Here is an 11,892-nt window from a genome sequence, read left to right as displayed (position 1 = left end):
GCGCCCACCACGCATCGGTGGTGGGCGCCGTCGGTGCTGCTAGCTGCCGGAGCGGGTACCGCGCTTGCCGTAGCGGGCCTCGAACCGGGCGACACGACCGCCGGAGTCCAGGATCTTCTGCTTGCCGGTGTAGAACGGGTGGCAGGCGGAGCAGACCTCAACGGTGATCGCGCCGCTGGCCTTCGTGCTGCGGGTGGTGAACTGGTTCCCGCAACCGCACGTGACCTGGGTGTCGACGTACTCGGGGTGGATTCCCGAACGCATGGGTTTTCCTCTCGACGTGGCCGCCGGGTCCCATCAGCGCCTATGGCTGCGCCTGGGTGAACCGGAGCCGGGATGACGTGCCATTCAACCATCCGGGTCGACGCGGTGTTCCCGCGACCCGGACGGCGGAGCGGCCGCGGGCAGCGCCCGTGACCACCCCGCCGGCACCGATCGGTCGACTCAGTCGTCGCTACCGGGCGTGGACTTCGCGACCTGCATCAGGAACTCGATGTTGGTGCGCGACTTGCGGAGCTGGGTGAGCAGCAGGTCGATGGCCTGCTGGTCGTCCAGGGCGGCGAGCACCCGGCGCAGCTTGACCGTGACCGCGAGCTCGTCCGGGGAGAGCAGCAGCTCCTCCTTGCGGGTGCCGGACGCGTCGACGTCGATCGCGGGGAAGACCCGCTTGTCGGCGATCTTGCGGTCCAGCTTGAGCTCGGCGTTGCCGGTGCCCTTGAACTCCTCGAAGATCACCGTGTCCATCGTGGACCCGGTCTCGACCAGCGCCGTGGCGAAGATCGTCAGCGAGCCGCCGTCCTCGATGTTGCGCGCCGCGCCGAGGAACCGCTTCGGCGGGTAGAGCGCCGTGGAGTCCACACCACCGGACAGGATCCGGCCCGACGCGGGCGCCGCCAGGTTGTAGGCCCGGCCCAGACGCGTGATCGAGTCGAGCAGCACGACCACGTCGTGGCCCATCTCGACCAGTCGCTTCGCCCGTTCGATGGCCAGCTCCGCGACCGTGGTGTGGTCCGACGGCGGCCGGTCGAACGTGGAGGCGATGACCTCGCCCTTCACCGACCGCTGCATGTCGGTGACCTCCTCGGGCCGCTCGTCGACGAGCACGACCATGAGGTGGCATTCCGGGTTGTTCGTGGTGATCGCGTTGGCGATCGACTGCAGCACCATCGTCTTACCGGCCTTGGGCGGCGAGACGATCAGCGCGCGCTGGCCCTTGCCGATCGGCATCACCAGGTCGATGACCCGGGTGGTCAGCTTGCTGGGCTCGGTCTCCAGGCGCAGCCGCTCGTTGGGGTAGAGCGGGGTGAGCTTGGTGAACTCCGGACGCTGCCGCGCGAACTCCGGGTCCCGGCCGTTGACCGTGTCCACCCGCACGAGCGGGTTGAACTTCTGCCGCGCCTGCTCGCCCTCGCGGGGCTGGCGGACGGCACCGGTGATCGCGTCACCGCGGCGCAGACCGTACTTGCGGACCATCGACAGCGACACGTAGACGTCGGTCGGGCCGGACAGGTAGCCGGTGGTCCGGACGAACGCGTAGTTGTCGAGGATATCGACGATGCCTGCCACGGGCAGCAGCACGTCGTCGTCGCGCACCTCGGTGTCGACGTTGTTCGCACCCCCGCCGGCACGGTCGCGGTCGCGGCCCCGGCGGCGGTCCCGGAAGCGTCGGCCCCGGCGGCCGCGGCCGTCGCCGTCGTCCTCGGAGTCGTCGTCGCGGCTGTCCCGGGTGTTGCGGTCGTTGCGGTCGTTGCGGTCGTTCCCGCCCCGGTCGCCACGATCGTTACGGTCACCGCGGCTGTCGGCGCGGTTGTCACCACCGCGGTTGTTGCGACCGCCCTCGCGGCCGCCGCCGTCGCGGTCGCCCCGGCCATCGCGGTCGTTGTCCTGGCGGGACCGCCGCCCCTCGCGGGGACCCCGGTCACCGCCGTCGACGGTCTCAGCGCCGGCCGTCTCGGCGGGCGCACTCGCCGCCGCACCGGTCTCGGTGGTGGCAACGCCCTGGTCGGCGGCCTGATCGGCACCGCGGTCGGCGTTGCGGCCCCGGCGGGTCTGACGACGCCGGCCACCGGTCTCGGTCTCGGCAGGCGCGGCGGTCTCGCCGGACGCGGGCGCGTCCGTCGTCGCGGTGGGGTCGGCCGCCGGGCTCTCCGGAACGGAGGCGGCGGGCGCCGTCTCGGTGACGGCGGGCTCGGGGGCCTTCTCGGTCGGGGCCGCGGCCGGGCCGGTGTCGGCCGTGGTGGGCTGCGGGCTCGGCGCACCGGCCGGGCGCGAGGCCGTGCGACGACGACGGGTGGTCGTGGTGGGGGCGGGCGCAGCGGTATCCGTGCTGGTCACGGGGGTGGCGGCCGCCTCGTTCTCGGGCAGCGACAGCTGCGGGGTCGCCGCGGAGGACGCCGGCGGCGACGACGGAGACGCAGCGGCCGAGCCGCCGGCCTGGCGCTCCTTGATGGCGGCGATCAGGTCGCCCTTCCGCATCCCGGTGGTGTCGGGGATGTTCAGCTCACCAGCAAGCTGGCGCAGCTCCGCCAGCACCATTCCGGACAGGCCACCCCGACGGCGGGTAGGGGTTCCGTTGGCCGCATCGGTTGCGGCGGTCTCGGTGCTGACGAGATCAGTCTCGCTCACGAAGATCCTTCCTGACCGACCCGGGTCATCTACCCAGGTCAGCGGATTCACACACTCGCCCGAACGGTCCGCCGGACGAAAATCGGCTACGGGGCCGCGTGATCGGCAACCGTCCCGACTGCAGGGGGCGGCAACCATTGCGACGGTCGCGGGGAAGAGGCCGCTCGGTCCGGAACCAGATCCGCTGGCCCAGTGTGCTGCCGAGGTGCGGATTCCGGCTCGAGAGGCCACGCGGATGACGCGTGGGTCGCCGTGCGGTGCCGAGAGTAGACGCTTCCCCCGGGTCCGGGCAACAACCCCCCGTTCGACGCGCCGGACGGAGCATCGCGCGGTCCGGATCAGCCGATCTCGACGCGCGCGCCGACCCGGTCGACGGGCAGCGGCACGACGGTGAAGCCGTGCGTGTCGATCCCGTCGGGGACGGTTCCGTCGCTGGTCAGCGCCAGGACGGTGGGCCCCGCGCCGGAGATCGCAGCCGGTACGCCGCGATGGCGCAGTGCGTCGACCAGGTCGGCCGACGCCGGATACGCCGGACGCCGGTAACCCTGGTGCAGCCTGTCCTCGGTCGCCGCGAACAGCAGGTCGGGGCGCTGGGTGAACGCCAACACCGACAGAGCCGTGCGGCTCCCGGTGAACGCGGCGTCGGTCAGCGGCACCCGATCGGGCAGCAGCCCGCGGGTCGTCTTGGTGGAGGACTCGACCCCTGCGACGAACGCCACCGGGTGGATACCCGGGTGCGTGTCGAGTCGTACAGCGTCGAAACGGTCCGGCTTATTCCCGGAGCCCGGCGAAGTCTCCCACGCGATGACGAAGCCGCCGAGCAGGCTGGCCGCCGCGTTGTCGGCGTGGCCTTCCATACCTGCCGTGACCTGCAGCAATGCCTGCCGGTCCAGTTCCGGGTCCCGTCCCGAGAGCACGGCGGCGGCCACCGAACCGGCGACCGCGGCGGCAGCCGAACTGCCCAGACCGCGGGAATGCGGGATGGCGTTGCGGCAGCGCAGCCGCAGCCCGGACGGCGCGTCACCCAGGACCGCCCACGCGGCGCGCATGGCACGGACGACGAGATGGGATTCGTCACAGGGGACCTGTCCCGCGCCCTCGCCCAGCACCTCCACGTGCACCCCGTCGGCGGTCACGGCGACGTCGATCTCGTCGTAGAGCGACAGCGCGAGCCCGAGCGAGTCGAAACCCGGTCCGAGGTTCGCCGACGACGCCGGCACCCGGATCCGGATCTCGCGCGGCCGCCCCATCAGCGGACCGTCACTGGAGCTCGAGGGCGGCGGCGACGGCCCCCGGGTCGATCGGGACCACGGTCGGCGCCGGGGCGGTGAGCAGCGCGGTGTCGGGGTCCTTGAGCCCGTGCCCGGTGACGGTGCACACCACGAGGGAGCCGCGCGGCAGCGTCCCGTTCGCACTCGACTGCAGGAGACCGGCGACGCTGGCCGCCGAAGCGGGCTCGACGAACACCGCCTCCTGGGCCGACAGCATCCGGTACGCGGCCAGGATCTCCTCGTCGGTGACCGCCGCGAACTGCCCGTTCGACTCGTCGCGGGCCGCCACCGCGGCCGTCCACGACGCCGGGGCGCCGATCCGGATGGCGGTGGCGATGGTCTCGGGCTGCTTGACCGGCGCACCGTGCACCAGCGGCGCCGCGCCGGCGGCCTGGAACCCGAACATCCGTGGCAGCTCCGGGATGAGCCCGTCGGCGTGGTAGCCGCGGTAGCCCTTCCAGTAGGCGGTGATGTTGCCGGCGTTGCCGACCGGCAGACAGTGGATGTCGGGTGCCCGGCCGAGCTCGTCGCAGATCTCGTAGGCGGCGCTGGCCTGCCCCGCGATCCGCGTCGGGTTCACCGAGTTGACCAGCGCGGCCACCGGGTAGTCGGTCGCGGTCTTGCGGGCGAGTTCCAGGCAGTCGTCGAAGTTGCCGTCGATCTGCAGGATCCGGGCCCCGTGCGCGACGGCCTGGGCCAGCTTGCCCAACGCGATCTTGCCCTGCGGGACGAGAACCGCGCAGGTCAGGCCTGCGCGGGCGGCGTAGGCGGCGGCCGAGGCCGAGGTGTTGCCGGTGGACGCGCAGAGCACACCCTGCTTGCCGTCGGCCAGCGCCGCGGTGACCGCCATGGTCATCCCACGGTCCTTGAACGAGCCGGTCGGGTTGGCACCGTCGACCTTGAGGTAGACCTCGCAGCCGGTGGCTTCCGCCAGGTGCGGTGCGGGTAGCAGCGGGGTGCCGCCCTCACCGAGGGTGACGATCGTCCAGCCGGGCTGCACCGGCATCCGGTCCCGGTAGGCCTCGATGACCCCGGGCCAGCGGCGCAGGCCGGTGCGGGCAGGCGTTGATGCTGCTGCGGCGCTCATCCGGGCACCCCCAGCGCGCTCACCGAACGACCCAGATCCTCGACCCTCAGCACGCTGTCGACCCCTCGCACCGCATCCAACCCACTCAACGCCTCCACGGTCGCGGCCAGCGCGGCGTCCGGCGCGCCGTGCGTGACGACGACCAGCCGGGCCTCGTCCTCGGACTCCCCGTTCAGCGGGATCTGCCCGCCTCCGGTCTGCCGGACCGCCGCGATGCTGACGCCCTTACGGGCGAACTCCCCCGCGATCGAGGCCAGCACACCGGCGCGGTCGGCCACCTCGAGACTGACGTGGTAGCGCGTGGACACCGCGCCCATCGGACGCACCGGCAGGCTCGCGTAGGACGACTCGCGCGGTCCGCGGCCGCCCACCACCAGGTTGCGGGCCACGGCAACCAGGTCGCCGAGGACGGCACTGGCGGTCGGGGCACCACCGGCGCCCTGACCGTAGAACATCAGCTGCCCGGCGGCTTCGGCCTCGACGAACACCGCGTTGAAGGCGCCGTCGACCGCGGCCAGTGGGTGACTGCGCGGGATGATGGCCGGGTAGACGCGGGCCGAAACCGACTCCGGGTCCCCCTGGGGGCCGCCCGGGACCCGCTCGCAGATGGCCAGCAGCTTGATCGTGCAGTCCAGCGCGGCCGCGGCGGCGATGTCGGCCGCGGTGACCCCGCGGATGCCCTCGCAGTGCACGTCCGCGGCGGTGACCCGGGTGTGGAAGGCCAGCGAGGCGAGGATCGCGGCCTTGGACGCGGCGTCGTAGCCGTCCACGTCGGCGCTCGGGTCGGCCTCGGCGTAGCCCAGCCGGGTGGCCTCCTCCAGCGCGTCGGCGTACCCGGCACCGGAGGCGGTCATCGCGGAGAGGATGAAGTTGGTGGTGCCGTTGACGATCCCGGCGACCCGCGTGATGCGGTCGCCGGCGAGCGACTCGCGCAGTGGGCGCAGCAGCGGGATCGCGCCGGCCACCGACGCCTCGTAGTACAGGTCCGCCCCGGACGCGTCCGCGGCCTCGGCCAGCGTGGCGCCGTCCTCGGCCAGCAGCATCTTGTTCGCGGTCACCACGGACTTGCCGGACTTCAGTGCCTCGAGCAGCAGCGTGCGCGCCGGCTCGATGCCGCCGATCACCTCGACGACCACGTCGACGTCGGTCCGGCCGATCAGCGCCGCCGCGTCGGTGGTGAGCAGCCCCTCGGGCAGCTCTGGGTGCTTGTGCGGGCGCCGCACGGCCACTCCGGCCAGCTCGACCGGCGCGCCGATCCGCGCTGCGAGCTCGTCGGCCTGCTCGTTCAGCAGCCGTACCACCTCGCCGCCGACCGTCCCGCAGCCGAGCAGCGCCACCCGGATCGGTGTGCCGTTGCCCCTCGGGCCGTTCCCGTTCACTCAAACCCTCCCAGCGGCGCACAGGGCCGCGTGCGGACCGTCCCGGACCTCCGGGCACGAATCATGACTGCTCGTGGGCCGATCCGGGGCACAGGGTGCCCCGGTTCACCCCGACACCTCGAGCCGGAACTGGTCGTCGACGGTCTCCCGGCGCAGCAGCAGCCGGGCCTGTCCGTCGCGGACCGCGACCACCGCGGGCCGCGGCAACCGGTTGTACGAGCTGGCCATCGAATAGCAGTACGCCCCGGTCGCGGCGACGGCGAGCAGATCGCCGGGAGCGAGGTCGGCCGGCAGCCAGCAGTCGCGGACGACGATGTCGCCGGACTCACAGTGCTTGCCGACGACCCGCGACAGCGCGGAGACCTCGCTCGGGTCACCGGAACCGCCCGCGTTGTCCCAGGTGTCGGTCAGCGACGCCCGGGAGACGAGCCGGCAGTCGTACACCGCGTCGTAGAGCGCCGTGCGGATGTTGTCGCTCATCCCGCCGTCGACGCTCACGTACCGCCGCGACCCGCTGTCCAGCGAGACGTCCTTGAGCGTGCCCACCTCGTAGAGCGTCACTGTGCCCGGCCCGGCGATGGCCCGGCCCGGCTCGACGGCGATGACGGGGACGTCCAGCCCGGCGGCGCGGCACTCGCGCTCGACGATCTCGCGCAGCTGCCTGGCCAGCTCGGCCACCGACAGCGGCTGCTCCTCGGCGCGGTAGGCGATGCCGATGCCGCCGCCGAGGTCGAGCGTGCACAGTTCAGCGAGCTTCTCGGCGCCGTGCTCGCGGTGCAGATCGGCGAGCAGCCGGACGACCCGGTGGGCCGCCACCTCGAAGCCCTCCGTGTCGAAGATCTGGCTGCCGATGTGGCTGTGCAGCCCCACCAGCGACAGCCCGTCGGCCTTGAGCACCCGGCGGGCGGCCTCGGCGGCGTCGCTGGTCGGTCCACCGGCGATCGAGAACCCGAACTTCTGGTCCTCGTGCGCGGTCGCGATGAACTCGTGGGTGTGCGCCTCGACGCCGACCGTCACCCGGATCATCACCGGGACGACGACCCCGCGCTCCCGGGCGATCGCGTCGAGCCGGACGACCTCGTGGAACGAGTCGACCACCACCCGGCCCACGCCGGCCTCGACCGCGTCCACGAGCTCGGCGACCGACTTGTTGTTGCCGTGGAAGGCGATCCGCTCCGGCGGGAACCCCGCGCGCAGAGCGACCGCGAGCTCTCCCCCGCTGCACACGTCGAGGGACAGGCCCTCGTCGTCCACCCAGCGGGCGATCTCGACGCTCAGGAAGGCCTTGGCGGCGTAGTGCACCGACTCCGGGCCGAAGGCCGCGGCGAACTCGGCGGCGCGGGAGCGGAAGTCGTCCTCGTCGACCACGAACAGCGGGGTGCCGTACCGCTCGGCCAGCTCCCGGACGTCGACCCCGGCGACCTCCATGACGCCTTCGGCGTTGCGCGCCGCGTTGCGCGGCCACACCGCGCGGGCGAGCTCGTCGAGCTCGGCGGGCGTGGACGGGCGGCGGCCCGCGGTCTCCGGGGGCGCCTGGACGCCGGCGTGCAGCGGGCCGGCCGGGTGCGCGTTCACATGCGCTCCGGGGCGGACACGCCCAGCAGGTTCAGGCCATTGGCCAGCACCTGACGGGCCGCGACACACAGCCCGAGCCGGGCCCGGTGCAGGTCGGTGACCTCCTCGTCGCCCATCGGCAGCACGCGGCAGGAGTCGTAGAACTTGTGGTACGCGCTGGCCAGCGACTCCAGGTAACGAGCCACCCGGTGCGGCTCGCGCAGCTCCGCCGCCGAGGAGACGACGGCCGGGAACTCGCCCAGGGTGCGGATCAGGTCGCCCTCGCGGGGGTGGTCGAGCAGCCCGAAGTCCGGGGACTCGCCGACCTCGACGCCGAGATCGGCGGCGTTGCGGGCCAGCGAGGCCAGCCGGGCGTGGGCGTACTGGACGTAGAACACCGGGTTGTCGTTGCTGCGCTTGGCCAGCAGGTCCAGGTCGACGTCCAGCATGGAGTCCACCGAGGAGCGGATCAGCGAGTAACGGGCCGCGTCGACGCCGACCGTGCCGACCAGGTCGTCCATCGTCACGACGGTGCCGGCCCGCTTGCTCATCCGGACCGGCTGGCCGTCCTTGACCAGGTTCACCAGCTGGCCGATGAGCACCTCGACGGTGTCGGGATCGTCACCGAAGGCGGCCGCGGCGGCCCGCAGCCGGGCGACGTAGCCGTGATGGTCGGCGCCGAGCATGTAGATGCACAGGTCGAACCCGCGGGCCCGCTTGTCGAGGTAGTACGCGATGTCACCGGCGATGTAGGCCGGGCGGCCGTCGCTCTTGATGACGACTCGGTCCTTGTCGTCGCCGAACTCGGTCGAGCGCAGCCACCACGCGCCGTCGGCCTCGTACAGGTTCCCGGACTCCTTGAGCCGGTTCACCGCCGCCTCGACCGCGCCCGAGTCGTGCAGCGACTGCTCGTGGAACCACACGTCGAAGTCGGTGCGGAACTCGTGCAGCGCCGTCTTGACCTCGTCGAACATGAGCCCGACGCCGATCCGGCGGAAGGCCTCGTCGCGCTCGGTGTCGGGCAGGTCCAGGACCCCGGGTTCGGCCGCGACGACCTGGGCGGCGATCTCGCCGATGTACGCGCCGCCGTAGCCGTTCTCGGGGGCCGGCTCACCCTTCGCGGCGGCGACCAGCGAGGCCACGAAGCGGTCGATCTGCGCACCCGCGTCGTTGAAGTAGTACTCGCGGGTGACCTTGGCGCCGCGCGCGGTCAGCACCCGGCCGAGCGCGTCGCCCACCGCGGCCCACCGGGTGCCGCCCAGGTGCAGCGGCCCGGTCGGGTTGGCCGAGACGAACTCGAGGTTGACGTTGCGGCCGGCCAGTTCGTCGCCGGTGCCGTAGGCGTCGCCGGCGGCGAGCACCTCGCGGACCAGCGCACCCTGCGCGTCGGCGGCCAGTCGCAGGTTGATGAAGCCGGGGCCGGCGACCTCGGCCGCGGCGATACCGGGCCGCTGGGCGAGCGCCTCGACCAGCCAGCCGGCCAGGTCGCGGGGGGCGACGCCGGCCTTCTTCGCGGTGCGCATAGCGACGTTGGTCGCGTAGTCGCCGTGTTCGGGGTTGCGGGGGCGCTCGACACTCACATCGGCGGGCAGCGCCGCGACGTCCAGGCCTCGGTCGGCCAGCACGTCCAGCGCGGCCACACGTACGAGGTCGGCGAGCACGTCGGGAGTCACTTCACCGAGTCTAGGAGGTGCTGCTCAGAAGCTTCTCAGGCGGCGCTCCTACACTTCGGCACCGCTAGGGCCATCCGGGTGATGGCCGCGAACGTCACCAATTTTCCAGCGTCGACGCGACACGGGACGGTCCATGGTCAGCGGCAAGAACAGCAAGGCGGTCCGCAACGCACGCGCCGCTGTCGTCAACAAGAAGTCCACGCCGTGGGGCCTGATCGCGGCCGTCCTGGTCGTCGTGCTGTTCGCGGGGGCCGTCTTCGGTTACGCGTTCTTCCGCAACCAGGAGAACAGCCGGCGCACCGAGGCGCTCGCCCCGTTCACCCCCACCGCGCAGAACCAGGATCCGGCGCGGCAGATCGAGGGTGTCGAGGTCGTCAGCTTCCAGGGCGGGCAGCACGTCACACCCGAGCAGCAGGTCGCCTACACGCACAACCCACCGATGGGCGGCGCCCACGAGTTCGCCTGGGCCGCCTGCAACGGCGTCGTCTACCCGCAGGCGGTGCGCAGCGAGAACCTGGTGCACTCCCTCGAGCACGGTGCGGTCTGGATCGCCTACAACCCCGACCAGGTCACCGGCGACGCGCTGGCCACGCTGCGGGCCAAGGTGGAGGGCCAGCCGTACATGGTCATGTCGCCCTACCCCGGCCTCGACCAGCCGATCTCACTGCAGTCCTGGGGGCACCAGCTCAAGCTGACCGACGCGAACGACATCCGGATCGACCAGTTCGTGCAGGCGCTGCGCCGCAACCAGTACGCCCACCCCGAGCCGGGTGCGAGCTGCAACGAGATGGGCCCGGGCAACTTCGTGCAGGACGACCCGCCCGCGTTCGCACCGCCGCCCGCCCCGGACGCCCCCGGCGCGGTGCCGGAGGCCGGCCAGCAGCCCAGCGCCGGCTGACGACCGGGGATCGACCGACGGCGGCGCCGCCGCCACGCAGGCCGGGTAGGGGATCATCATGACGGTGCGTGACGAACGCCCCAGCGAGCTGGACGGGGACCTCGGGCAGGCGGGGCATCATGGTCGGATGCCCACGTCCACCGATTCGGACCCCCTCACGACGAGCCCCGGCGACCGGCACGGAGCGACCAGGTGGCAACGGGTGCTGGTCGCGCTCGGCGGGGTGCTCGCCCTGCTCCTGCTCGGCGCCGCGGCGGGCCTGCTCATCGGACTGCCGAGCGCCGAGCCTGCCGCCCCCACGGCCGGATCCGTCGATGTCGGGTTCGCGCAGGACATGAGCGTGCACCACGAGCAGGCCGTCCAGATGGCTTCGTGGGAGCGCGACCACAGCGGCGACCCGGTCCTCCGCCAGCTCGCCTTCGACATCGAGGCCACCCAGACCGCGCAGATCGGCCGCATGCAGGGCTGGCTCGAGCTGTGGGGCGCATCGGCCCTGCCCGTCGGCGGGCAGCACATGGCCTGGATGTCCGGAACGTCCGGCCACTCCCACGCCGCGACGACATCCGCCGGTGAGGGCGTCGCAACGATGCCCGGGATGGCGAGCGCCGAGGAGCTGCGCGCCCTGCGGGCCGCCTCCGGCCGGGACCTCGACGTCCTGTTCCTTCAGCTCATGCTGCGCCACCACCAGGGCGGCGCCGCGATGCTGGAGTACGGGGCGCAGCACGCCGAGCAGCCCGTGGTCCGCAATCTCGCCACCCAGATGCTCAGCTCGCAGAGCGCGGAGTCCACATACCTCATGCAGCTGCTGACCCAGCGCGGGGGGCAGCCGCTGCCGCTGTAGATCGTGCGCTAGGCTTTCCTCATTGCACGGCCCCCGTAGCTCAGGGGATAGAGCACCGCCCTCCGGAGGCGGGAGCGCAGGTTCGAATCCTGCCGGGGGCACCACGCTTGACCTGCACGAACCGCTCAGAGTTGCGGCCGTGAACAGGTTCTGACGCGCTTCCGTGGAATGCCTCACGGAACGACTCATTCCACGAACCGCTCCACGCCTCGGACTCGACCGCGTGCCGGGAGCCGGTCGACGACCACGAACGCCTTGAAATCGCTGGTCGGCGGACTGCACCTCGTCGGCAGCAGGCGCTGGGCCGCAACTATTCGAAGCCGGGGCGTCCGCTCATTTGGGGCGGTGCTACTCAGGCACTCCGGGACGCTGCAGTGATCCGGGCTATGACGCTTGTCACGCTTTGTTTGCGTTTCAAGCCCGTCGACGGCGGGTGCAGCGGCGGGTTGCCCTGCGGATCTGGTCCTCGGCCGCGAAGTGCAGCCCCGGCGGGTCCGAAGACGACGAGGAGAACGTCGGGCTCGATTCGCATGACGGTCCAGACCACCGGGGGGCGGGCGGGGC

General features: G+C 72.3%; 9 protein-coding genes and 1 tRNA gene. 3 read left to right on the top strand and 7 right to left on the bottom strand.

Features of this window, described 5'->3' with window-relative positions; all coding sequences use genetic code 11:
- Window positions 1-39 precede the first annotated feature (39 nt).
- From rpmE to argS, 7 genes are all read right to left on the bottom strand, one after another.
- The gene (rpmE, locus tag HF519_RS11230; RefSeq protein WP_169412849.1) at window positions 40-264 is read right to left on the bottom strand and encodes a 50S ribosomal protein L31; all 225 of its coding nucleotides are present in this window, start codon (window positions 262-264) and stop codon (window positions 40-42) included.
- Window positions 265-444: 180 nt separating this feature from the next.
- Window positions 445-2,535, bottom strand: coding sequence for a transcription termination factor Rho (rho, locus tag HF519_RS11225; RefSeq protein ID WP_246243178.1), 2,091 nt, complete (start codon window positions 2,533-2,535; stop codon window positions 445-447).
- Window positions 2,536-2,963: 428 nt separating this feature from the next.
- On the bottom strand, window positions 2,964-3,875 hold the full coding sequence (thrB, locus tag HF519_RS11220; RefSeq protein WP_169412847.1) for a homoserine kinase: 912 nt from the start codon (window positions 3,873-3,875) through the stop codon (window positions 2,964-2,966).
- A 10-nt stretch (window positions 3,876-3,885) separates the two neighbouring features.
- Window positions 3,886-4,983, bottom strand: a complete 1,098-nt coding sequence (gene thrC, locus HF519_RS11215) for a threonine synthase (RefSeq protein ID WP_169412846.1) — start codon at window positions 4,981-4,983, stop codon at window positions 3,886-3,888.
- Window positions 4,980-6,362 (bottom strand): homoserine dehydrogenase, encoded by a 1,383-nt coding sequence (locus HF519_RS11210; protein ID WP_169412845.1) that lies wholly within the window; start codon window positions 6,360-6,362, stop codon window positions 4,980-4,982. The genes thrC and HF519_RS11210 overlap by 4 nt, the downstream gene beginning before the upstream one ends.
- Window positions 6,363-6,467: 105 nt before the next feature.
- Window positions 6,468-7,937, bottom strand: a complete 1,470-nt coding sequence (lysA, locus tag HF519_RS11205) for a diaminopimelate decarboxylase (protein ID WP_169412844.1) — start codon at window positions 7,935-7,937, stop codon at window positions 6,468-6,470.
- Complete coding sequence (gene argS, locus HF519_RS11200; protein ID WP_169412843.1) at window positions 7,934-9,589, bottom strand: arginine--tRNA ligase; 1,656 nt, start codon at window positions 9,587-9,589, stop codon at window positions 7,934-7,936. Before argS ends, lysA begins: the two co-directional genes overlap by 4 nt.
- A gap of 133 nt (window positions 9,590-9,722) precedes the next feature.
- Here argS and HF519_RS11195 point away from each other — a divergent pair, with 133 nt between their 5' ends.
- From HF519_RS11195 to HF519_RS11185, 3 genes are all read left to right on the top strand, one after another.
- Window positions 9,723-10,487, top strand: a complete 765-nt coding sequence (locus HF519_RS11195) for a thioredoxin-like domain-containing protein (protein WP_169412842.1) — start codon at window positions 9,723-9,725, stop codon at window positions 10,485-10,487.
- A 127-nt stretch (window positions 10,488-10,614) separates the two neighbouring features.
- Window positions 10,615-11,328: a DUF305 domain-containing protein gene (locus HF519_RS11190; protein ID WP_169412841.1), complete on the top strand. Its 714-nt coding sequence runs from the start codon at window positions 10,615-10,617 to the stop codon at window positions 11,326-11,328.
- A gap of 29 nt (window positions 11,329-11,357) precedes the next feature.
- Window positions 11,358-11,432, top strand: a tRNA-Arg gene (locus tag HF519_RS11185).
- Window positions 11,433-11,892 lie beyond the last annotated feature (460 nt).

The sequence above is a fragment of the Pseudonocardia bannensis genome (assembly GCF_012911875.1).
Classification (GTDB): domain Bacteria; phylum Actinomycetota; class Actinomycetes; order Mycobacteriales; family Pseudonocardiaceae; genus Pseudonocardia; species Pseudonocardia bannensis.
The sequence above is the reverse complement of the archived record's forward strand: the minus strand, read 5'-3'. Positions and strand labels throughout refer to the sequence as shown.

Excerpts from the sequence above, each read along its gene's own strand:
- rho (WP_246243178.1), bottom strand. The coding sequence starts at position 2,535 with ATGGTGCTGGCGGAGCTGCGCCAGCTTGCTGGTGAGCTGAACATCCCC.
- HF519_RS11195 (WP_169412842.1), top strand. The coding sequence starts at position 9,723 with ATGGTCAGCGGCAAGAACAGCAAGGCGGTCCGCAACGCACGCGCCGCT.
- HF519_RS11190 (WP_169412841.1), top strand. The coding sequence starts at position 10,615 with ATGCCCACGTCCACCGATTCGGACCCCCTCACGACGAGCCCCGGCGAC.
- rpmE (WP_169412849.1), bottom strand. The coding sequence starts at position 264 with ATGCGTTCGGGAATCCACCCCGAGTACGTCGACACCCAGGTCACGTGC.
- thrB (WP_169412847.1), bottom strand. The coding sequence starts at position 3,875 with ATGGGGCGGCCGCGCGAGATCCGGATCCGGGTGCCGGCGTCGTCGGCG.
- thrC (WP_169412846.1), bottom strand. The coding sequence starts at position 4,983 with ATGAGCGCCGCAGCAGCATCAACGCCTGCCCGCACCGGCCTGCGCCGC.